Below are 20919 nucleotides of genomic sequence, written 5' to 3' on the forward strand. Positions count from 1 at the left end.
ACTACAAAGTGCCATGTTGCAAGCCTACATTTGTGCGTCTGCTCCTCTTATGTTCGCAATCTAACAAAACCCCTAAAGTTATACCCACACCGCAGCACTGCTTCGGTGCTCTTGTATAGCCAGATTGTGAGGAACAAAATGAACAACACCCAACTTAACGCAACCGAAAAAACCGCCGCGCCACGCATGGCGGTTCGCTCGAAAGAATTCGACGTTGCGTCGCGGCCTGTTGTCAGCTACAGCGGCGCCCAGCAGAACGAACTGCTGGCCGCACTCCCGCGCGACGTGCTGGAATCGCTGTTTGAACACCTGGAACTGGTAACACTGCCCTTCGGCAAAGAATTGTTTGAATTTGGCGGCGCGATGGAGTACGTGCACTTCCCGACCACCGCCATCGTCTCGCTGCTGTACGTGATGGAAGACGGCGCCACCACCGAGATCGCCGTTGTAGGACACGAGGGCGTCGTCGGCGTCTCGCTGTTCGAAGGCGAGCGCGCCATGTGCAGCGCCGTGGTGCAGGCGGCCGGTTACGGCTACCGCATGAAAGCCCAGCATCTGCGCGACGCGTTCAACCAGGGCGGCGCCCTGCCCGCGCTGCTGATGCGCTACAACACCGCGCTGTTCGCGCAGATGGCGCAGAACGCCGTCGGCGGCCGCCACAGCTCGATCGAACAAAAGCTGTGCCGCTGGCTGCTGGACCGCCTGGACCGCTCGCCATCGAACGAACTGAAGGTCACGCAGGAAATGATTTCCATCATGCTGGGCGTGCGCCGCGAAAGCATCACCGCCGCCGCCGGCAAATTGCAGGACGACGGCCTGATCACCTACCGCCGCGGCAACATCACTGTGCTTGATCGCTCAGGCTTGGAGGCGTATGCGGGTGAGTGCTATAAGGTGGCGAAGACGGAATACGACCGTCTGCTGGTGGATGTAGCACGCTGCTAAGCACTTCGGCGATGGCCGGAGGCAGCGCCACGGCCGCATCGGCACGGCGCTCTTCCGCCGGCGCGCGATTGCGCAGCGGGATGGAAACTTCGATGCAGGTGCCTGCATCGTTGCGGCCGCGACGGATGGTCAGCGAGCCGCCCAGCAACAAGGCGCGTTCGCGCATGCCCAGCAGTCCATGCGACATGGGCTTGACGATGGTGTTGGAGGCGATGCCGATGCCGTCATCGATAATGCGCAGCACCAGGCCATCATGGTTGCGGCTCAGCGTGACGGTGACGCGGCTGGCCTTGGCGTACTTGCGGATATTGGTCAGCGATTCCTGCACGATGCGGAACAAGGCGATCGACAGGTCGCCGGAATTGCGGGCCGTGTTTTCGATATCGGCGCTGACGTCGCAATCGCAGCGCACCTTGGCCAGGCGGCTGAACTCGTTGCAATAGCTTTCGATGGCGGCGCACAGGCCCAGATTGTCCAGCAAGCTCGGACGCAGGTTCTCGACGATGCGGCGCTTCATTTCCACCGTTTCCACCAGCGTGGCGCGGGCGCGCTTGAGTTGCGCCGCCAGTTCGGGATCGGTCTTCTGCAACTGCTGGGTGACGGCGGCGATGTCCATGCTGATCGAGGTCAGGTTGGCGCCCATCTCGTCGTGCAGTTCGCGCGACAGCCGCACCTTCTCTTCCTCGCTGATGCTGATCAGGTGGCGCGACAGCACCGACAACTGTTCGGTACGCTGCTCGACCTGCGATTCCAGATTTTCGTTGGCGCTTTGCAGCGCGTGCTCGACTTGCGCGCGGTTGGCGAAGCTGCGCCGCACCAGCTGGTAGAACATGATCAGCACGACGATGGCGACGGCGTTGATGCCCATGCCCAGCAACACGGCCTTTTGATATTCCTGGTAGAACATGGCGCTGCGCGAGGCCATGGTTTCGTTCTGCTCCTGCTCCATGATGACGACCTGCAGGCGGATTTCGTCCATGCTGGCGCGGCCATCGCTGAGCTTGGCGATCTTGACGATCTCGTCCAGCCCGCCCTCGCGGTAGACATCGATGGCCTGGCTCATGATGGAGAGGCGGCGGCGCACCAGCGTGTGCAGCTGCGCCAGGTTCTTCAGCTGCGATGGATTATCGGCCAGCAGCTTTTCCAGTTCTTTGAATTCGATCTCGGTTTCCGCCAGCGCGGTCTTGGTCGGCCCAAGATAGGCGTCGCGTCCCGACAGGAAATAGCCGCGCATGCTGCTCTCGGCGTCGAGCACCAGCACGTTCAGGTATTGCAGACGGTCGGCCACCCGCGCGGTCTGCCCCAGCAGAACCTGGGCGCCGCGCAGCGCCTGCAAATTGTGGAACAGGCTGAATCCGTTGACGATCAGCAGCAGCGCGCAGGTCACGCACAAGACGGTCTTGTACAGCGGCAGGCGATGATGCGGCGCTGTTTCGACAGTGAAATACATCCTGATGAGTTTCCTTCACTAGGGTTAATCCGGGGCGGACATACGCCACGCTAGCCGAATTATAGACCGACGAAGGAAGGGATGCTCTTTGCGGGGCGCGGCAAGCGTGCGCGCCCCCGGGGGATCAATCCAGCAGATTGTTCTTCATGGCGTAGTAGGTCAGGTCGGAGTTCGACTGCATGCCCATTTTTTCCATGATGCGGGTGCGGTAGGTGCTGACGGTTTTAATGCTCAGCGACAGCGCCACGCCGATGTCGGACACGGTGGCGCCGCGCGCCAGGCGCAGGAAGACCTGGAACTCGCGGTCCGACAACTCGGTATGCAGCGCCGTGTTGGGATCGCGGTCGAAGCTTTGCGCCAGCAGTTCGCCGACGGTGGAGCTGACGTAGCGCCGGCCCTGGTACACGGTGCGCACGGCGGTGATCAGCTCGTCGGCCTCGCATTCCTTGTTCAGGTAGCCGTTGGCCCCCATTTTGAACAGGTTCAGCGCGTACTGCTGCGCCGGATAGCCGGACAGGATCAGCACCGGCAGATCCGGCTGGCCCTGGCGGATGGTGCGCAGCGTATCGATGCCGCTCTGGTCGGGCATGGCGATGTCGAGCAACAGCACGTCGCAAATCTCGCGGCGCGCGATATCCAGCGCTTCGCGTCCGGTACCGGCTTCCGCCACCACGTCGAAGTCGTCCGCCGATGAAAAAATCTGTTTGAATCCTGCTCTTACTATCTGATGGTCGTCACAAATGGCAACGCGTATCATTGTTTCCCCTCGTCTTGTCCGGTCGATGCGGCTTGGGCCCCACCGGACTGCACGCCACCGTCCATCAGCCTCGCTGATGAATGAATAATATTGAAATTATAGCAGCAATCATCCCACTAGCCGCGCCACGCGGCAGCAGTGCGCATCACGCCTGCTTGAGCAAACTCAAAATCGCCTGCAATTCACCGCGTATCATGTCGCGGTCCAGCGGCGCCGGGAGGTCCGCCGGCGGCACGCCGCCGACCGCCAAACCGCCATCATACTCCGCTGCCGCGCCGTCATACGCACGACTGTCCAGCTTATTCCGGGCGCCGCTGATTGTGAAGCCCTGCTCGTACAGCAGCTCACGGATGCGGCGTATCAGCAGCACCTCGTGGTGCTGGTAGTAGCGGCGGTTGCCGCGCCGTTTGACCGGCTTGAGCTGCGTGAACTCCTGCTCCCAGTAGCGCAGCACGTGCGGCTTCACGCCGCACAGCTCGCTCACTTCACCGATCGTGAAATAGCGCTTGGCCGGGATCGGCGGCAGCACAACCAGTTCGGATTTGACGAGGCGGTCATTCATCACGGCTCAGTCCCACTCAGGCGGCGCGCGCCATCGGATTTGTCTCTTCGACCATGCCCTTGAGTTTTTGGCTGGCATGGAAAGTCACCACGCGGCGCGCCGTGATCGGAATTTCTTCGCCGGTCTTCGGGTTGCGGCCCGGACGCTGCGGCTTGTCGCGCAGCTGGAAGTTGCCGAAACCGGACAGCTTGACGGCTTCGCCGCGCTCCAGCGCATTGCGAATCTCGTCGAAGAAGGTTTCCACCATGTCCTTGGCCTCGCGCTTGTTCAAGCCGACCTGTTCGAACAATAGTTCGGCCAGCTCCGCCTTGGTCAGCGTAGGCAAATCTTTTTCTGCATCCTGGCGTACCTTGGCCACCTGCATGGCCCGATGCAAATCGGCAGCCAATGCGGATTGGAGTACGGCGGAATCGACGTCGTTATTATTAATTTTCCTGCCCTGCCTTATCTAAGAACGAATGAGTCCGGCAAAGGCCGGACTCCCAAATGGTCAAAAATGACGATTTTACAACAAGTTACGGTGGCGCTTACGTGCGCAAACGGGCGCCGTGTTTTTGCTTGGCGGCGTCGCCGGCGGCGCTCATCACAGCCTCGACCACATCGTCTTGCAGCGTATTTTGAGTATCTTGCAAGCTAAAGCGGAAAGCAAGCGATTTTTCGTCAGCCTCTAGTCCTTTACCACGATATTCATCAAACAAAACAATGGCTTGCACGATCTTGCCATGCGGATTTACTTGCACGGCAGCATTAAATGCATCCAGCAGATCTTGCGCTGGAACGTCTTGCTTGACGACCACGGCCAGATCGCGGGTCGCGCCTGGGAACTTGGAGATCTCTGCATATTCTGGCACAGATCGTTGCTGCAAAGCAATCGCATCAACCTCGAACACGACCGGGGCATGCGGCAGCTCGTACTTCTGCAGCCAGCGCGGGTGCAGCTCGCCGATGAAGCCGATCACCTTGCCGTCCAGCAGCACGTGCGCCGAGCGGCCCGGATGCAGCGCCGGGTGTTCCGCCTTGACAAAGCGCAGCGACAGCGGCGCGAACAGGTGCTCCAGGTCGGCCTTGAGGTCGAAGAAATCGACCGCGCGGTTGTCCTGGCCCCACTGCTCGTCAGCCACATTGCCGTAGGCCATGGCGGCCACGCGTTTCGGCTGGTGGTAGCCGGCCACAGTCAGCGGGCCGTCCGGAATGCTGTCGTCGCGCAGGTAGATGGCGCCGACTTCGAACAGGCGCACGCGGCTGGTCTTGCGGTTCAGGTTGTAGCGCACATTGGCCACCAGGCTGCCGATCAGCGTCGAGCGCATCACGTTCATCTGGCTGGCGATCGGGTTCTGCAGCTTGATCGGGTTGGCGTTGCCGCCGAAGTCCTGCTCCCAGGCCGCGTCCACAAAGCTCATGTTGACCACTTCCTGGAAGCCCAGGTCGGCCAGCTGGTGGCGCACCGCGAACAGCGAACGCGTGTTTTCCGGCGCGATGATCATGGTGTTGGCGGCCACCGGCGCCACGGTCGGGATGTTCTCGAAACCGTAGACGCGCGCGACTTCCTCGATCAGGTCTTCCTCGATCTCGATGTCGAAGCGGTACGACGGCGAAGTCACCGAGAATACGCCATCGGCCAGCGTGAACGGCAGCGCCAGGCGGGTGAAGATGTCGGCGATGGTCTGGTCGTCCAGCGCGACGCCGATCACCTTCTGGGCGCGGGCGGTGCGCATCTGCACCGGCGCGCGCTTGGGCACGTTGACGATCTGGTCGTCGACCGGACCGACCTGCGTGGTCGGCGTGCCGCAGATTTCGATCAGCAGCGAGGTGATGCGCTCGATGTGCTCGACCGTGGTCGCGTAATCGACGCCGCGCTCGAAGCGGTGCGCCGCGTCGGTCGAGAAGTTGTACTTGCGGGCGCGGCCCTGGATGGCGTTCGGCCACCAGAACGCGGCTTCCAGGTAGATCGATTCGGTCTCCAGCGAGACGGCGGTGGCATCGCCACCCATGATGCCGGCCAGCGATTCGATTTCCTTGTCGTCCGCGATCACGCCTACCCATTCGTCGACGGTGACGGTATTGCCGTTCAAGAGCTTGAGCGTCTCGCCGGCTTTGCCCCAGCGTACGTTCAGGCCGCCGTGGATCTTGGCCAGGTCGAACACGTGGGTAGGGCGGCCCAGCTCCAGCATCACGTAGTTGGAGATGTCCACCAGCGCCGACACCGAGCGCTGGCCGCTGCGCTCGAGGCGCTGCTTCATCCAGTCCGGCGTGGCGGCCTTGGCGTTCAGGTTGCGGATCACGCGGCCGGAGAAGCGGCCGCACAGGTCCGGCGCCGAGATCTTCACCGGCAGCACCTCGGCGCTGTTGACGGCGACCGGGCGGAACGACGGCACATGCAGCGCGACGCCGGTCAGCGCCGACACTTCGCGCGCCACGCCCAGCACCGACAGGCAGTCCGCCTTGTTCGGGGTCAGCTTGATGGTGAACTTGAGGTCGTTGAGCGCGTAGTAGTCGCGGAAGTTCTGGCCGACCGGTGCGTCGTCCGGCAGTTCCAGCAGGCCGCTGCCCTCTTCCGACAGTTTCAGTTCCTTGGCCGAGCACAGCATGCCTTGCGACTCGACGCCGCGCAGCTGGCCCACCTTGATTTCAAACGGCTTGCCGTCGGCGCCGGGCGGCAAAATCGCGCCGGCCATCGCGCAGACGACCTTCAGGCCCGGGCGCACGTTCGGCGCGCCGCAGACGATGTTGAGCAAGGTGCCGGTGCCGACGTCGACCTGGCAGACGTTGAGGCGGTCGGCGTTCGGATGCTTGGCCATGTCGCGCACATGGCCGACGACCACGTTGGAGAACGGCGGCGCCACGGCTTCGACTTCTTCCACTTCCAGGCCGGACATCGTCAGCAGATGGGCCAGTTCGTCCGAAGTCATCTTCGGATCGACCATGGTACGGAGCCAGTTTTCGGAGAATTGCATAATCAAGCCTTCAAAGATAGTCCGACGGGAGCGCGCACCTCGGTGGCGCTCGACCGTTTCGTTATTGTTAGTTGAACTGCTTCAGGAAGCGCAGGTCGCCTTCGTAGAACAGGCGCAGGTCGCTGACGCCGTAACGCAGCATCGTCAGGCGTTCCAGGCCGGAGCCGAAGGCGAAGCCGATGTATTTTTCCGGGTCGAGACCGAAGTTGCGCACCACCGAAGGGTGTACCTGGCCCGAACCGGAAATCTCCAGCCAGCGGCCCTTCAGCGGACCGGAACCGAAGGCGATATCGATCTCGGCCGACGGCTCGGTGAACGGGAAGTACGATGGACGGAAGCGCACTTGCAGGTCGTCGGTCTCGAAGAAGGCCTTGACGAAGTTCAGGTACACGCCCTTGAGGTCGGCGAAGCTGATGTTCTCGGCGATCCACAGGCCTTCGACCTGGTGGAACATCGGCGAGTGCGTGGCGTCGCTGTCGACGCGGTAGGTGCGGCCCGGCGCGATCACCTTGATCGGCGGCGTGTGGCTGCGGGCGTAGCGCACCTGCATCGGCGAGGTGTGCGTGCGCAGCAGCAGCGGCTTGCCTTCGCTGTCGTTGCCTTCGATGTAGAAGGTGTCTTGCATGGAACGGGCTGGATGGTTTTCCGGGCTGTTGAGCGCCGTGAAGTTGGTCCAGTCGTTTTCGATTTCGGGGCCGTCGGCCACGTCGAAACCGATGGAGCGGAAGATCTCTTCCACGCGCTCCCAGGTCCGCATCACCGGGTGGATGCCGCCGCCGGCGCGACCGCGGCCAGGCAGCGAGACATCGATGGCCTCGGCGTTCAAGCGGGTTTGCATCTGGGCGTCGGCCAGCGCATCGCGCCGGGCCGTCAGCGCCGCTTCAATCTGCCCTTTGGCAGCATTGATCAGGGCGCCCTGCGCCTTGCGCGCTTCAGGGTCCAGCTTGCCCAGACCCTTCATCAATTCGGTGATCTGGCCGGTCTTGCCCAGATATTTGGCTTTGGCATTTTCCAGTGCGGCGGCGTCATCTTTGACCGCGTCGAAATCCTGCACTGCTGAGGCGACGAGTTGTTCCAGGGAGTCCATGCGTTTTTCTTATCCTCAATCAAAAACGGGGCACAGGTATATACCTTTGCCCCGTTCTCAGTCGTTATCCCGTGACCGGGATACGGCGTCTAAATCATTGCGTATTAAGCAGCGATTTTTGCTTTCACAGCGTTGACAATCGCAGCGAACGCTGGCTTGTCCATCACTGCCATATCGGCCAGGACTTTACGGTCCAGTTCGATCGAAGCTTTCTTCAGACCATTCATGAAGACGCTGTACGTCACGCCATGCTCACGGGAAGCGGCGTTGATACGAGCGATCCACAGACGGCGGAAGACGCGCTTCTTGTTACGACGGTCGCGGTAAGCGTATTGGCCAGCGCGCATGACTGCTTGCTTGGCAACACGGTATACCTTGCTGCGACGACCGCGGTAACCCTTGGCCATGTTTAATACTTTTTTATGACGGGCACGAGCTGTAACCCCACGTTTTACTCTAGGCATAGTAACTCCTTAGTTGTGAGATTAAGCGGTTGGCATCATACGCATGACGGACGTGACGTCCGAAGCGTTGATGTTACGGGTGCCGCGCAGCTGACGCTTGTTCTTGGTGGTCTTCTTGGTCAGGATGTGGCGCTTGAACGCCATACCCGATTTAACAGTACCACCTGGACGCACGCGAAAACGTTTTTTCGCGGAGCTTTTGGTTTTCATTTTTGGCATAGCAATCTACCCTCTTGGGTAGCTCCATATCAAACAGGATTGCAGGTGGTGACACTACGTCACGCTTAGATGCCTGCTTTCACTTGTTTTTGCAGCAGATGCGAGTCCACTACATTACAACAGCCGGCAATTATAGACCAGTTGCTGCAATTCTGCACCACAAATTATGAGAGGCGCCGCAGCGCCTCCCATATTGCCTTTACAGCAGGATTACTTCTTTTTCTTCGGAGACAGCACCATGATCATCTGGCGGCCTTCCATCTTCGGGAACTGCTCGACCTGGCCGTATGGCTCCAGATCGGCTTTCAGACGTTCCAGCATGCGGAAGCCAATATCCTGGTGCGCCATTTCACGGCCGCGGAAACGCAGCGTGATCTTGGTTTTATCGCCTTCATCGAGGAACTTGATGAGGTTACGCAGCTTGATATTGTAGTCGCCGTCATCGGTACCCGGACGGAACTTGACTTCCTTCACGGCGATGATTTTCTGCTTCAATTTCGCTTCGTGAGCCTTCTTCTGCTCCGAATACTTGAATTTGCCGTAGTCCATCAAACGGCATACCGGCGGGACCGCGGTAGGCGCGATCTCGACCAGGTCGACGTTTGCTTCTTCCGCCAGGCGGAAGGCTTCGGCCAAACTCACGATACCGAGAGGCTCGTTATCGACCCCACTTAAACGCATTTCAGGGGCAGTGATTTCGCCATTGATGCGATGCGACTTGTCAGTAGCTATGGTGATTCCTTTTAAAATCTAATGAAGAACTGTGCGATCAGGCTTTGTTGGCGACGTCTTGCTGAAGTCGCTCGATCAGGGCATCGATGGACATGACGCCCAAATCGACATTACCCCGTGCCCGCACAGCGACGGTGTTGGCATCCCGCTCTTTATCGCCGACTACAAGGATGTAGGGCAGTTTTTGGACGGAATGTTCACGTATTTTATAGGTTATTTTCTCGTTGCGCAAATCGGTCTGCACGCGGAACCCGCTCCGGCGCAGCTTTTCAGCCACTTGCGCCACATATTCGGCCTGCGCATCGGAGATGTTCAGCACCGATACCTGCACCGGCGCCAGCCATGCCGGCAAGGCGCCCGCGTAGTTCTCGATCAGAATGCCGATGAAGCGCTCCATCGAGCCGACGATCGCACGGTGCAGCATGACCGGCACCTGACGGCTGTTGTCGGCCGCCACGTATTCGGCGCCCAGGCGCTCCGGCATGAAGAAGTCGACCTGCATCGTGCCAACCTGCCATGGGCGGCCCAGCGAATCCTTCAGGTGGTACTCGATCTTCGGACCGTAGAACGCGCCCTCGCCCGGCAATTCGGTCCAGGTCACGCCGCAGGCGCGCAGGCCCGAACGCAGCGCGTCCTCGGCCTCGTCCCACACTTCGTCGGTGCCGATGCGGTTGTCCGGACGCAGCGCCAGCTTGACTTCGATGTTATTGAAGTCGAAGTCCTTGTAGACTTCCATCGCTTGCGTGTGGAAAGCCACGACTTCCGGCTCGATCTGCTCTTCGGTGCAGAAGATGTGGCCGTCGTCCTGGGTGAAGCCGCGCACGCGCATGATGCCGTGCAGCGCGCCCGAAGGCTCGTTGCGGTGGCACTGGCCGAACTCGCCGTAGCGCAGCGGCAGGTCGCGGTACGAACGCATATTGCTGTTGAAGATCTGCACGTGGCCCGGGCAGTTCATCGGCTTCAGCGCGTAGGAGCGGTTTTCCGACTCCGTCACGAACATGTTTTCGCGGTAGTTATCCCAGTGGCCGGTCTTGCCCCACAGGCTGGAGTCCAGGATCTGCGGCGCCTTCACTTCCTGGTAGCCGTTGACCTGGTACTTGTTGCGCATGTATTGCTCAACCTGCTGCCAGATGGTCCAGCCCTTCGGATGCCAGAACACCAGGCCCGGCGCCTCGTCCTGGAAGTGGAAGAAGTCCAGCTGCTTGCCCAGCTTGCGGTGGTCGCGCTTTTCCGCCTCTTCCAGCTGGAACAGGTACTGTTCTTGATCTTCCTTCTTGGTCCAGGCGGTGCCGTAGACACGCTGCAGCATTTCGTTCTTGCTGTCGCCGCGCCAGTAGGCGCCGGCCAGCTTCATCAGCTTGAATACTTTCAGCTTGCCGGTCGATGGCACGTGCGGGCCGCGGCACAGGTCGGTGAAGCTGCCTTCCGAGTACAGCGACACATCCTGGTCGGCAGGAATCGATGCGATGATCTCGGCCTTGTAGGCTTCGCCGATGGACTTGAAGTAAGCAACGGCCTCGTCGCGCGGCAGCACCTTGCGGGTGACAGGTTCGTCCTTCTTGGCCAGCTCGGCCATTTTCTTTTCGATGGCGACCAGGTCGTCAGGCGTGAACGGACGCTTGTACGAGAAGTCGTAGTAGAAACCGTTTTCGATGACCGGGCCAATGGTCACTTGCGCATCAGGGAACAGCTCCTTGACGGCGTAGGCCAGCAAGTGGGCGGTCGAGTGACGGATCACGTCCAGACCTTCCGGGTCCTTATCGGTGATGATGGCCAGATCGGAGTCTTTCTCGATCAGGAAAGAGGTATCCACCACTTTGCCATCAACCTTGCCGGCCAATGCAGCCTTGCCCAGGCTGGTTGCGATGCTGGACGCCACTTGTGCAACGGTGACTGGGCCGTCGAATTCACGGGCAGAACCATCAGGAAGGCGAACTGAAAGCATAACGATCTCCATTTCGGCGCGGGCGCCAGGTAGTGGTACAACAAATAATAATAAAAACGCGGACGAAAAAAAACGCGGGCTAGCCGCGTTTTCTCTTTTTTTGAGCAAAAGAATCCCGATCGACTAGCGTCACTCCCAAAGCTTGGTAGTAGTTCGCGGTGTCATAACCGGATTGCCTTTCTCGCTCTTACATGTTCTGGTGGGCGGTGCAGAATTCGAATCTGCGACCCCTTGGATGTCGACCAAGTATTCTAACCAGCTGAACTAACCGCCCGTGGTACTGCTATTTTACTGCGCTTTTACTACTTGCTTACTACTGTACTGCGTAATCTGGTGGGCGGTGCAGAATTCGAATCTGCGACCCCTTGGATGTCGACCAAGTATTCTAACCAGCTGAACTAACCGCCCGAAGACCAGCATTATAGAGAGCGATTCGAAGAAAAACAAGGGCATAATTCGGAAACATTTACAAAATGCACTATGACGATGCGATACGCGAGTTAGCCGCATCCATTAAACTACGGCTGTTCCCACTTCAACAAGAAGCCGATGCAAGCCGAAACCCGCGCCAGTACTAGCGTAGAGCTGCCACCCTCTCCGTCCGCCCACCTGCACGAACACCGCGACGGCGACGCCCAGCATGTGCACTTCAATGTGCAGCGCAGCCAGTCGGTGCTGGCGTGGTCGCTGGCGCTGACGCTGGGATTCGCTGTCGTCGAAGTCGTTACGGGCTTCATGTCCAATTCGCTGGCCTTGATTTCCGACGCCGGCCACATGGTGACGGACGCCGCCGCGCTGGGCCTGGCCTTACTGGCACAGTTGATCGCCAAACGGCCGCCGTCGGCGCGCCACTCGTTCGGCTTCGGCCGCGCCGAGGCGCTGGCCGCCTTCGTCAACAGCCTGGTGCTGTTGCTGCTGGTGGGCTGGATCTGCTTTGAGGCGGTGCAGCGCTTCTCGCATCCGCAGCAAGTGCAAGGCGGCACGGTGTTTATCGTCGCCGGCATCGGCCTGCTCATCAATCTGGTGCTGGCCTACATCCTGTCCCGTGGCGACAGCAATATGAATACCCGCGCCGCGCTGGTGAACGTCATCGGCGACCTGCTGGGTTCGGTGGCCGCGCTGATCGCCGGCGCCGTCATCTATTACACGGGGTGGATGCAGATCGACCCGCTGCTGTCGATCTTCGTCGCGCTGCTGATTTTAAAGTCCACCATCGACGTGCTGCGCGAGTCCTATCACTTCCTGATGGAAGGCGTGCCCGACCACATCGACTATATGGAGGTGGGCGCCGACCTGGGACAGATCGACGGCGTCCGCTCGGTGCACGACCTGCACGTATGGGACATGTCGCCAGGCCAGCCGGCGCTGATCGGCCACGTCGAGATCGACGACCTCGCCCGCTGGCCGGACATCCTGCACGCTATTAAAGCCATGCTGCTGGAAAAGCATGGCATCGACCACATCACCCTGCAGGCGGAAGTCGCATCGCAGGCACACCTATGATCCGAATCGCGGCGACGATCGTCGCGCTCATGCTTAGCCATCTCGCGATGGCCTGCTCCTGCCCGTGGGTGGAACCAGCTGGTTTTGTTCATGCCACGTTAAAGCGTCTGCCGGCAAATGCTCGCGGTGTACTGTTCTTGACGCCGCAAGACGCCCCATCGACAAGCACGAATGCGCGCGCCTTCTCCATCACTTCGAACAAGGAAGCGGGCCCGCTAACGGTGAAGGTGTCATCACCCGACGACGGTTGAGGTCACTATTGACGCCCACCCATTGGCCATGAATTCGCTCCAATATATTCTGACAATCGACGGCGCACCCGAGCGACGCTTGCTGCGGATGTCCGACGGAAGAGGAAGCTGCTCCAGCCACCAGCCGGTGGTCTCGCAAACTTTTCATTATGGTCTTCCGTCGGCGCTTCAGCCTTACCTTGATGGGGTTGCGTATTTTTCGGAAGTTCGCACAAAGACCGGCTTTACCGCCATGACCTACCATGCCTCTGCATGCGATACCACTCCATTTGCACAAACCGCTTACGGTGGCGGCAAAGACCTGATTTACGCCAATTGCGAGGAACGCCACACAGCGCAAACGATCAGGGGTTGGGTAGGCCTTCTGGAGGTAGAAGATCGCTTGCACCTTACCCAGCCCGTCGTTGTCGACCTAAGCCGGGCAAGCGGCAAGGCATGCAACGGCATGGGCTTGTTAAAAGAAGCGATGGCCAACCACGACACCCATAAGGCGCTTGCGATAGCTTGCAGCATTCAGTACGAACAGCCATTTGATGGAGCATTCACCCCTCACAAGCAAACCAAACCAAAACACCCTCCCATCACAGACCTTCCATCCATTGAAGCCTTGGCAGACCTGATGAAATTGGCATCTACTGAGGAGGGTACCTGTATAGATCAGGTTGCATCCCACGTGAAGCGGTAACGCTCGCACTCCCCATGTTTGCAAAGCACCTAGCGTCGCCTATACTGCTATCAGTGATATCACTTGCGAGGTAAGCCATGTCTCAACTACTGGTTCGCGACCTGGACGATGAGATCGTTGATGCGTTGAAACGCTTGGCGGCTGCTAATGGACGTAGCGCGGAAGCTGAACACCGCGAGATTCTGCGCACCTATCTGATCAAGCGTCCAAAAAAGCGTTCTTTCAAAGAGGTTTTAGCTGAGATGCCCTACTTTGGCGACGATGATCTGTTTGACCTGAGGTAGCCATGTTTTTGATTGATACCAATGTACTCTCCGAGTATGGCAAAGGCCCGACAGCAAACGCGGGCGTGGTTCGGTTTTTTTCCCACGCTCAGGACAACACCTTGTTTTTACCAGTACAAGTCATCGGAGAAATCCAGGCTGGCATCTCGAAGCTGCGGCGCGCAGGGCGAGCGCAAGCATTGCGGCAGGCTGAAAAATACGAGCTTTGGCTGGACCACGTCATTTCACACTTCAGCGATCGCATCCTGAAATTCGACCTCGAAGCAAGCCGCGTGTGGGGCTCCCTGCTTGCCGGCGACAAAAGGGATCCGCATACGATCGACAAGCAGATTGCCGCGATCGCTTTGATACATGATCTGGTCGTTGTCACGCGCGACAAGGGCGATGCATTTTCACGCACGCCCAATTTAAAAATACTTAATCCCTTCCTTTAGTTCCTACATGCACAACTTTGAAAAACGCCGCGACCGATACAACGCTTTTGCTTCCTTTGAAAACCCGCTGGTCAACCTGAGCTTCGAACTGGAAGTGCCGGACTTCCGGCCTTTCTGCAAGGCGAACCAGCTGCCGCCGTTCCATGTGTTCCTGTATTGCGTACTGAACTCGCTCAAGGAAATCGACAACTTCATGTACCGCGTCTTTGAAGGCGAAGTCATCAAGATCGATGACTTCATGGCCTCGTACACCGTGCTCAACCAAGACAACAACTTGAACTTTGCGCGATTCCAGCGCTCGTCGGATCTGCGCGAATTCGTCGCGCGCAGCCTGGAGGCGAAGAAGCTCGCCGAATCCAGCGATGTGCTGGTCAACAGCACCGAGGCGCTGAGCCCGCTGGACAAGCGGCGCAACGTCCACATCACCTGCATGCCGTGGCTGAAGCTGGTGGCGATCGAACATCCGATCTATCACCACAAGAGCTACGACATTCCATCGCTGGCCTGGGGCCGCTTCAGCGACCCGCGCGACGATGGCAAGTTAAGCGTGAACATGTCGGTGCTGGCCCACCATGGCTTCGTCGACGGCTACCACGTGCACCTGCTGGCACAGGCCATCGCGGCGCGGGCGGCTCACATCATCGGCTAAGGCCATCAAGAAAAGTTTGCACGGCCGGCGATGCACGGCCCGCCGGCGAACTGACCAAGCCAAACTCCCGATAGCGGCGCGGCTCCAATTGCATGACGCGCAGGCCGCGCCTGTCTTCCGGCAGCGCGGATTCGGGAATGATGGACACGCCCAGCCCTTCCCTCACCAGCACCGCAGCGCTGCCCAGGTCGCGCACCGTGACGCGGATATCCGTCAACATTAATCCCTCCTGCATGACCAGGCTGCGCGCGTTGACCTCGCAGCCGCCGGTCGCCAGCACGAAAGGCTGGCCCGCCAGTTCATCCAGCGCCACGCCCTGCTCGCTTGAACGGCGTCCCAGCGCATGATGGGACGGCAGCACCGCCACCCACGCATCGCGCCCGATGATCACAGCCTGCCGCTGCGGCGCCGGGTTCAGTAACACACCCAGCTCTATCGTATCGGCCGCCAGCCATTGCTCCACCTCCTCGTCCGTGCCCTCCAGCGCCACCACATCGATGCCGGGATGGCTGCGCTTGAAGGCGTTCAGCAAAGGCGGCAACACCGTCGTCAGCAGGGACGGGAAACTGGCCAGCCGGATGCGGCCCGCATGCAAGCCTTGCGCGGCATGCGACAGCGAACGGATCGCATCGAACTGCGCCAGCATCGCACGCGCATGCGCGACCACCTGCTCGCCGAAGGCGGTGACGCTGACTGCGCGTCGATCGCGCACCAACAGCGGCGCACCCAGCGACGCTTCCATCTGAGCGATGGCCTGGCTGGCGCCCGACTGCGTGATGCCGACCTGCTCCGCCGCCCGCGAGATATTGCCGGCGTCCGCAGCCGCAACCAGCACGCGCCAATGGGATAAATTCATCATTAGAAAATCTGATACCTGCTTTATGGAGCATTAATTTTACAGCCAAGCAGTGGATGCCTACAGTAAGGACTCTTCTTTTTTATGGAATCCGACATGAAGCTATATTTCGCACCGCACACCTGCTCGCTCTCGCCGCACATCGTGCTGCAGGAACTGGGACTGGCCTACGAACTGATACGGGTCGACAATCAAACCAAGCTGACCGCCGACGGCAGGGATTTCCGCAGCATCAACCCAAAGGGTTATGTCGCAGCGCTGGAGCTGGGGAATGGAGAAGTGCTGACCGAGGGGTCGGCCATCGTGCAATACCTGGCGGACTTGAAGCCGGCGGCGGAACTGGCGCCGCCACAGGGCAGCTGGCAACGCGTGCGGCTGCAGGAATGGCTGGGCTTCATCAGCACCGAGATCCATGCCGGCGCCGCGCCGCTGTTCAACAGCGGCTTGCCGGAAGCTGCGCGCGCCGTCTTCCGCGACAAACTGACGAAGCGCGTGATGCTACTGGAAACCACGCTGCAGCGCCAAGCCTGGCTGCTGGGCGACAGCTTCAGCATCGCCGACGCCTATCTGTACACGGTGCTGGGCTGGTTCAAGTTCTTCGAGATTAGCTTGAACCAATGGCCAGCCGTCGCCGCCTACGAACGCCGCATCGCCGCCCGCCCATCTGTGCAGGCGGCGCTACGGGCTGAAGCGGAAGCGCCTTAAGCGCGGCGGGCTTCCTGCACGCCCGTGACTTCGGCGATGGCGTTCAGCGCTTTTTGCAGCTGCGCGGTCGCGCCGATCTCGGCCGTGAAGGTCATGCGCGCAAAGCCTTTCGCGCTTTGCGTGTTGACGCCGATAACGTTGATCTTCTCGCGCGAGAAGATCTCCGAAATATCGCGCAGCAGGCCCTGGCGGTCGCCCGCCAAGATGAAGATGTCGACCGGGTAGACCGTGTCCGACCCGGCGCGGCCCCACTCGGTCACGATCACCCGCTCCGGCGCCTTGGCGCGCATCTCGGCGAAGTTCTTGCATGTGGTACGGTGGATGGACACGCCCTTGCCGCGCGTGACGAAGCCGACGATGCCGTCCGGCGGCGCCGGCTTGCAGCACTTGGCCAGTTGCGTCATCAGGCCGTCGGTGCCGACCACCAGCACGCCCGACTTGGCGCCCTGGTCCACGCTCGATGCCTTGCTCTTGCCCAGCACCACCGCGTCTTCCGGCTCGGTCGGCTCGCCCGTGTCATGCAAGGCTTGCTCGACATGGCGCAGGCTGAATTCATCCTTGCCCACCGACAGGAACAGGTCGTCGACCTTGGCGAAGCCCAGCTTGTTGGCCAGCGCCTCCAGGTTGACCGCCGTCTTGCCTTCGCGCTGCAGGGATTTCTCCACCATGGCGCGGCCGTGCGACAGCGTTTCCTGCATGTCGATGGCGTGGAACCAGGCGCGGATCTTGGAGCGCGTGCGCGTCGCCACCGTGTACTCATCGCTGAGCCAGTCGCGCGACGGCCCCGCCGTGCCCGGCGCGCCCTTGGCGGTGATGATCTCGCAGGTCTGGCCGTTTTTCAGCGGCGTGTTCAGCGGCACCATCACGCCGTCGACGCGCGCGCCACGGCAGCGGTGGCCGACATCGCTGTGCAGGTGATAGGCAAAGTCGACCGGCGTTGCGCCGACCGGCAATTCCAACACCCGCGCCTGCGGCGTCAGCACGAAGATGCGGTCGTCCAGCGCGGCGGACTTGAGCTTCTCGACCCACTCGCGCTGCTGCTCTTCCTGCCCGACCACCGCGTCGGCCACATCGGTTTTCCACGCCAGCAGCTGGCGCAGCCAGGCGATTTTTTCGTCGTACTTCTGGCCGGCGAAGTTGGAGCCGCCCGCCTCCTTGTAGCGCCAGTGCGCCGCCACGCCGTACTCGGCGAAGCCGTGCATTTCCTGCGTACGGATCTGCACTTCCAGCGGCCGGCCGTCTTCCGCCGTCACCACCGTGTGCAGCGACTGGTAGCCGTTCGATTTGGGCCGCGAGATGTAGTCGTCGAATTCTTTCGGGATCGGCGTCCAGATGTTGTGCACCACGCCCAGCACCGTGTAGCAGGTCTTGACGTCGGCCACGATCACGCGGAAGGCGCGCACGTCGTATAGGTCGGTGAAGTCCAGCTCCTTGCCCTTCATCTTGCTCCAGATGGAGTAGATGTGCTTGGGCCGCCCGAACACTTCGGCCTGGATGCCGGCGGCCGACATTTCCGATTGCAGGCGCGCGATCGACGAGGTGACGAAACCCTCGCGCATCATGCGCTTCTCTTCCAGCATCTTGGCGATGCGCTTGTAGGCTTCCGGCTCGATGAAGCGGAACGACAGATCCTCCAGCTCCCACTTGAGCTGCCAGATCCCCAGGCGGTTGGCCAGCGGCGCGTACAGGTCCAGCGTTTCGCGGCCGTAGGCGCAGGTCATGTCGTTGAACAGCTTGATGTCGGCGAAGTAGCGCAAGGTCGTCACGCAGGACGCCAGGCGCACCAGCACCACGCGCATGTCCGAGGCCATCGCCAGCAGCATCTTGCGCAGCGTTTCGACTTGCGCCACCGCCATCTGCGCGGCATTGCGGCCGCGTGAAGCGGCGCCTTGCGGACCCTGGTTTTGCGTCAGTTCGCGCAGCCGTATCAGCTGGCGCACGCCGGCCACCAGCTCGCTGACCTCATGGCCGAAACGCGGTTCGATGATGGGCGCTTGCGCCGTGTCGAGCAGCGTCAGTTCGAACATCAGGCCGGCGATGCGGGTCTCGACGTCGGTGCGCATGGAGGCCAGCGTGCTGGCCACGCCGACCGCGAAATCGATCGACGGCTGGCCGCTGACGCAGACCTTGTCGCCGTAGGCCTCGCTGGCGAAATCCAGCGCCGCCAGCATGCGCGCGCTGTCGTCGGGCGACAGGCCCTGGACCAGTTGCTCCGACGTGACGCTCGTAAGCGCGGTGATAGAAACCATGATGCCCCTAGCGCTGCGCGGCGACGACGATGATCTCCACGCGCCATGCCGGATCGGCCAGTTTGGCTTCCACCGTGGCGCGCGGCGGCGTGTGGCCGCTCGGCACCCAGGCGTCCCACTCTTCGTTCATGCCGGCGAAGTCGGCCAAGTCGGCGATGTAGATGGTGGTGCTGAGAATGCAGGTCTTGTCGCTGCCGGCCTCGGCCAGCAGGCGGTCGATATGGCCCAGCACTTCGCGGGTCTGGCCTTTGATGTCCTGCGTCTTGTCGTCGGCAATCTGGCCAGCCAGATAGACGGTGCCGTTGTGGATGGCCACTTCGGACAGGCGTTTGCCTACATGCAGTCGTTTGATTTCCATACTCTTCTTCTTTACATTAACCCAACAGGAATTGCTTGACGATCGCGATCTGGTCGTCGTGAATGAAGGTCGGCGCATGGCCGACACCGGCGATTTCCACCAGCTTGGCTTGGGGGCCGCGCTGCGTCATCAGGGCCGCGGTTTCCGGCGACAGCAGGTCGGACTCGGCGCCGCGCACCAGCAAGGTCGGGCAGCGGATCGCATCGTAGGCGGCCCACAGCATCGCTTCGTCGGCTTCGGCCGATTCCGGCGTGGCGGAGCGGAACGGCAGGGCCAGGCCCATATCGTAGTGGCGCACCCATTTGCCGTCTTTGTCCTGACGCAGCACGTCGGTCGCCAGTTTATGCCATTCCTCTTCGGTGTGCTCGCCGAAGGTCAGCGAGACGTCGCGGATGAACTTGGCAGCTTCGTCGAAGGTGTCGAAGCGCAGGTCCTGGCCGATGTAGTCGCCGATGCGCTGCAGCGCCATCGGCGCCAGCACCGGGCCGATATCGTTGAGCACCAGCTTGCGGATCGGGTTGCCCGGCAACGAGGCCAGGCCCAGGCCGATCAGGCCGCCCATCGAGGTGCCGAACCAGTCGACGCTGGATTGTTCGCCGTCCGGCAGCACGCGCGCCAGCAGAGTGACGATATCGCTGACATACTGGGGGATGCGGTACAGCTGCGGATTCTTCAGCCAACCGGAACGGCCGCGGCCGACGATGTCGGGGCAGATCACGCGGTAGTCGTTGGCCAGCGCGCGCGCCATGGCGTCGAAATCGTCGCCGACGCGGGTCACGCCGTGCACACAGATCAGCACATTGGGGTTGCTCTCATCGCCCCATTCCTTGTAAGACATGCGGTGCAAACCAGCCAGAGACAGGCATTGAACAGACTTTATTTTTGCTTCGAGCATGCGGCTTCCTTGGTGGTTTTTATAGTGTTTTATGTAATGATGTTCAGAAATACCATTTTACCGGGCGTTACGCTTAAAATCCTACCGAAGTGTAGCGCAGCAGGACTTTAATCTCCAACCCTCCAGAGGACACTATGGCAAACAAGACTTTGAGCGGCAAGACGGCGCTGGTGACAGGCTCCACCTCCGGCATCGGCCTGGGCATCGCCCGCACGCTGGCGGCGGAAGGCGCGCACGTGCTGCTGAACGGCTTCGGCGACGCCGCCGAAATCGCCCAACTGCAAGTTGACCTGGCCAAGGAATTCGGCGTGCAGGTCGCGTACCACAACGCCGACATGTCCAAGCCGGCCGAGATCGAAAGCATGATCGCCTTCGCCGGCGACAAGTTCGGCGGCATCGATGTGCTGGTCAACAACGCCGGCATCCAGCACGTGGCCAATGTCGAGGACTTCCCGGTCGAGAAATGGGACGCCATCATCGCCATCAACCTGACCTCGGCGTTCCACACCTCGCGCCTGGTGCTGCCGCGCATGCGCGCCAACAACTGGGGCCGCATCATCAACCTGGCGTCCACCCACGGGCTGGTGGCGTCGGCCGGCAAGTCGGCCTATGTCGCCGCCAAGCACGGCCTGATCGGACTGACCAAGGCCGCCGCGCTGGAGACCGCCACCACCGGCGTCACCGTCAACGCCATCTGCCCCGGCTTCGTGCTGACGCCGCTGGTGCAGAAGCAGGTCGACGCGCGCGCCGCCAAGGACAGCATCAGCAACGAAGACGCCAAGAAAGCGCTGCTGGCCGACAAGCAGCCGTCCGGCGAATTCGTCACGCCGGAAGAGCTCGGCGCGCTGGCCGTGTTCCTGTGCAGCGACGCCGCCAAGCAGGTGCGCGGCGTGGCCTGGAATATGGACGGCGGCTGGGTCGCCCAGTAAGTCTTA

The 20919-nt window shown here is 60.9% G+C and carries 22 protein-coding genes and 2 tRNA genes; 8 read left to right on the forward strand and 16 right to left on the reverse strand.

Annotated features, from left to right (window positions below):
* The first annotated feature begins 138 nt into the window (after window positions 1–138).
* Complete coding sequence (locus tag DUGA2_RS22310; RefSeq protein ID WP_070271656.1) at window positions 139–945, forward strand: Crp/Fnr family transcriptional regulator; 807 nt, start codon at window positions 139–141, stop codon at window positions 943–945.
* Here DUGA2_RS22310 and DUGA2_RS22315 read toward each other — a convergent pair.
* From DUGA2_RS22315 to DUGA2_RS22370, 12 genes are all read right to left on the reverse strand, one after another.
* A complete protein-coding gene (locus tag DUGA2_RS22315; protein WP_070271657.1) occupies window positions 842–2395 on the reverse strand; it encodes a CHASE3 domain-containing protein in 1554 nt (517 codons plus the stop codon). The two genes, DUGA2_RS22310 and DUGA2_RS22315, sit on opposite strands and share 104 nt — an antisense overlap.
* 124 nt (window positions 2396–2519) lie before the next feature.
* Window positions 2520–3152 (reverse strand): response regulator transcription factor, encoded by a 633-nt coding sequence (locus DUGA2_RS22320; protein ID WP_008449397.1) that lies wholly within the window; start codon window positions 3150–3152, stop codon window positions 2520–2522.
* Between the two features lie 145 nt (window positions 3153–3297).
* The gene (locus DUGA2_RS22325) at window positions 3298–3714 is read right to left on the reverse strand and encodes a MerR family transcriptional regulator (protein ID WP_070271658.1); all 417 of its coding nucleotides are present in this window, start codon (window positions 3712–3714) and stop codon (window positions 3298–3300) included.
* A 16-nt stretch (window positions 3715–3730) separates the two neighbouring features.
* Window positions 3731–4078 (reverse strand): integration host factor subunit alpha, encoded by a 348-nt coding sequence (locus tag DUGA2_RS22330; protein ID WP_008449399.1) that lies wholly within the window; start codon window positions 4076–4078, stop codon window positions 3731–3733.
* Between the two features lie 163 nt (window positions 4079–4241).
* Window positions 4242–6668: a phenylalanine--tRNA ligase subunit beta gene (gene pheT / locus DUGA2_RS22335; protein ID WP_070271659.1), complete on the reverse strand. Its 2427-nt coding sequence runs from the start codon at window positions 6666–6668 to the stop codon at window positions 4242–4244.
* 67 nt (window positions 6669–6735) lie between these two features.
* Complete coding sequence (pheS, locus tag DUGA2_RS22340) at window positions 6736–7755, reverse strand: phenylalanine--tRNA ligase subunit alpha (protein ID WP_008449402.1); 1020 nt, start codon at window positions 7753–7755, stop codon at window positions 6736–6738.
* Window positions 7756–7859: 104 nt separating this feature from the next.
* Window positions 7860–8219, reverse strand: coding sequence for a 50S ribosomal protein L20 (gene rplT, locus DUGA2_RS22345; RefSeq protein ID WP_026334467.1), 360 nt, complete (start codon window positions 8217–8219; stop codon window positions 7860–7862).
* Window positions 8220–8240: 21 nt separating this feature from the next.
* On the reverse strand, window positions 8241–8438 hold the full coding sequence (rpmI, locus tag DUGA2_RS22350; RefSeq protein WP_008449407.1) for a 50S ribosomal protein L35: 198 nt from the start codon (window positions 8436–8438) through the stop codon (window positions 8241–8243).
* Between the two features lie 210 nt (window positions 8439–8648).
* Window positions 8649–9188 (reverse strand): translation initiation factor IF-3, encoded by a 540-nt coding sequence (gene infC, locus DUGA2_RS22355; RefSeq protein WP_071658961.1) that lies wholly within the window; start codon window positions 9186–9188, stop codon window positions 8649–8651.
* 19 nt (window positions 9189–9207) lie between these two features.
* Window positions 9208–11115: a threonine--tRNA ligase gene (gene thrS, locus DUGA2_RS22360; RefSeq protein ID WP_008449411.1), complete on the reverse strand. Its 1908-nt coding sequence runs from the start codon at window positions 11113–11115 to the stop codon at window positions 9208–9210.
* Between the two features lie 197 nt (window positions 11116–11312).
* A tRNA-Val gene (locus DUGA2_RS22365) sits at window positions 11313–11389 on the reverse strand.
* Window positions 11390–11446: 57 nt separating this feature from the next.
* Window positions 11447–11523, reverse strand: a tRNA-Val gene (locus tag DUGA2_RS22370).
* 141 nt (window positions 11524–11664) lie between these two features.
* On the opposite strand from DUGA2_RS22370, the gene DUGA2_RS22375 reads away from it, so the two are divergent.
* From DUGA2_RS22375 to DUGA2_RS22395, 5 genes are all read left to right on the forward strand, one after another.
* Window positions 11665–12618 carry a cation diffusion facilitator family transporter gene (locus DUGA2_RS22375; RefSeq protein WP_070271660.1) on the forward strand — a complete coding sequence of 318 codons (954 nt, stop codon included), beginning with the start codon at window positions 11665–11667 and terminating at the stop codon, window positions 12616–12618.
* A 279-nt stretch (window positions 12619–12897) separates the two neighbouring features.
* The gene (locus DUGA2_RS22380) at window positions 12898–13554 is read left to right on the forward strand and encodes a hypothetical protein (protein ID WP_070271661.1); all 657 of its coding nucleotides are present in this window, start codon (window positions 12898–12900) and stop codon (window positions 13552–13554) included.
* A gap of 77 nt (window positions 13555–13631) precedes the next feature.
* A complete protein-coding gene (locus DUGA2_RS22385) occupies window positions 13632–13838 on the forward strand; it encodes a hypothetical protein (protein WP_070271662.1) in 207 nt (68 codons plus the stop codon).
* Window positions 13839–13840: 2 nt separating this feature from the next.
* Window positions 13841–14272, forward strand: coding sequence for a type II toxin-antitoxin system VapC family toxin (locus DUGA2_RS22390; RefSeq protein ID WP_070271663.1), 432 nt, complete (start codon window positions 13841–13843; stop codon window positions 14270–14272).
* A 7-nt stretch (window positions 14273–14279) separates the two neighbouring features.
* Window positions 14280–14921 (forward strand): CatA-like O-acetyltransferase, encoded by a 642-nt coding sequence (locus DUGA2_RS22395; RefSeq protein WP_070271664.1) that lies wholly within the window; start codon window positions 14280–14282, stop codon window positions 14919–14921.
* Here the strand turns inward: DUGA2_RS22395 and DUGA2_RS22400 are convergent.
* Window positions 14911–15780, reverse strand: a complete 870-nt coding sequence (locus DUGA2_RS22400; protein ID WP_070271665.1) for a LysR family transcriptional regulator — start codon at window positions 15778–15780, stop codon at window positions 14911–14913. The genes DUGA2_RS22395 and DUGA2_RS22400 overlap by 11 nt on opposite strands.
* Before the next feature lie 93 nt (window positions 15781–15873).
* Here DUGA2_RS22400 and gstA point away from each other — a divergent pair, with 93 nt between their 5' ends.
* Window positions 15874–16482, forward strand: coding sequence for a glutathione transferase GstA (gene gstA / locus DUGA2_RS22405; protein ID WP_070271666.1), 609 nt, complete (start codon window positions 15874–15876; stop codon window positions 16480–16482).
* On the opposite strand, the gene DUGA2_RS22410 is transcribed toward gstA, so the two are convergent.
* Genes DUGA2_RS22410 through DUGA2_RS22420 form a run of 3 tightly spaced genes read right to left on the reverse strand, consistent with a single transcriptional unit; the run spans window position 16479 to window position 19984 of the window.
* Window positions 16479–18731 carry a bifunctional (p)ppGpp synthetase/guanosine-3',5'-bis(diphosphate) 3'-pyrophosphohydrolase gene (locus DUGA2_RS22410; RefSeq protein ID WP_070271667.1) on the reverse strand — a complete coding sequence of 751 codons (2253 nt, stop codon included), beginning with the start codon at window positions 18729–18731 and terminating at the stop codon, window positions 16479–16481. The genes gstA and DUGA2_RS22410 overlap by 4 nt on opposite strands.
* 7 nt (window positions 18732–18738) lie before the next feature.
* Window positions 18739–19089, reverse strand: a complete 351-nt coding sequence (locus tag DUGA2_RS22415; RefSeq protein ID WP_008449422.1) for a RidA family protein — start codon at window positions 19087–19089, stop codon at window positions 18739–18741.
* 16 nt (window positions 19090–19105) lie between these two features.
* Window positions 19106–19984 carry an alpha/beta fold hydrolase gene (locus DUGA2_RS22420; protein ID WP_070271668.1) on the reverse strand — a complete coding sequence of 293 codons (879 nt, stop codon included), beginning with the start codon at window positions 19982–19984 and terminating at the stop codon, window positions 19106–19108.
* Between the two features lie 134 nt (window positions 19985–20118).
* On the opposite strand from DUGA2_RS22420, the gene DUGA2_RS22425 reads away from it, so the two are divergent.
* Window positions 20119–20913 (forward strand): 3-hydroxybutyrate dehydrogenase, encoded by a 795-nt coding sequence (locus DUGA2_RS22425; protein WP_070271669.1) that lies wholly within the window; start codon window positions 20119–20121, stop codon window positions 20911–20913.
* Window positions 20914–20919: the final 6 nt, after the last annotated feature.

It is taken from the genome of Duganella sp. HH101 (assembly GCF_001758795.1).
Lineage (GTDB): Bacteria > Pseudomonadota > Gammaproteobacteria > Burkholderiales > Burkholderiaceae_D > Rugamonas > Rugamonas rivuli.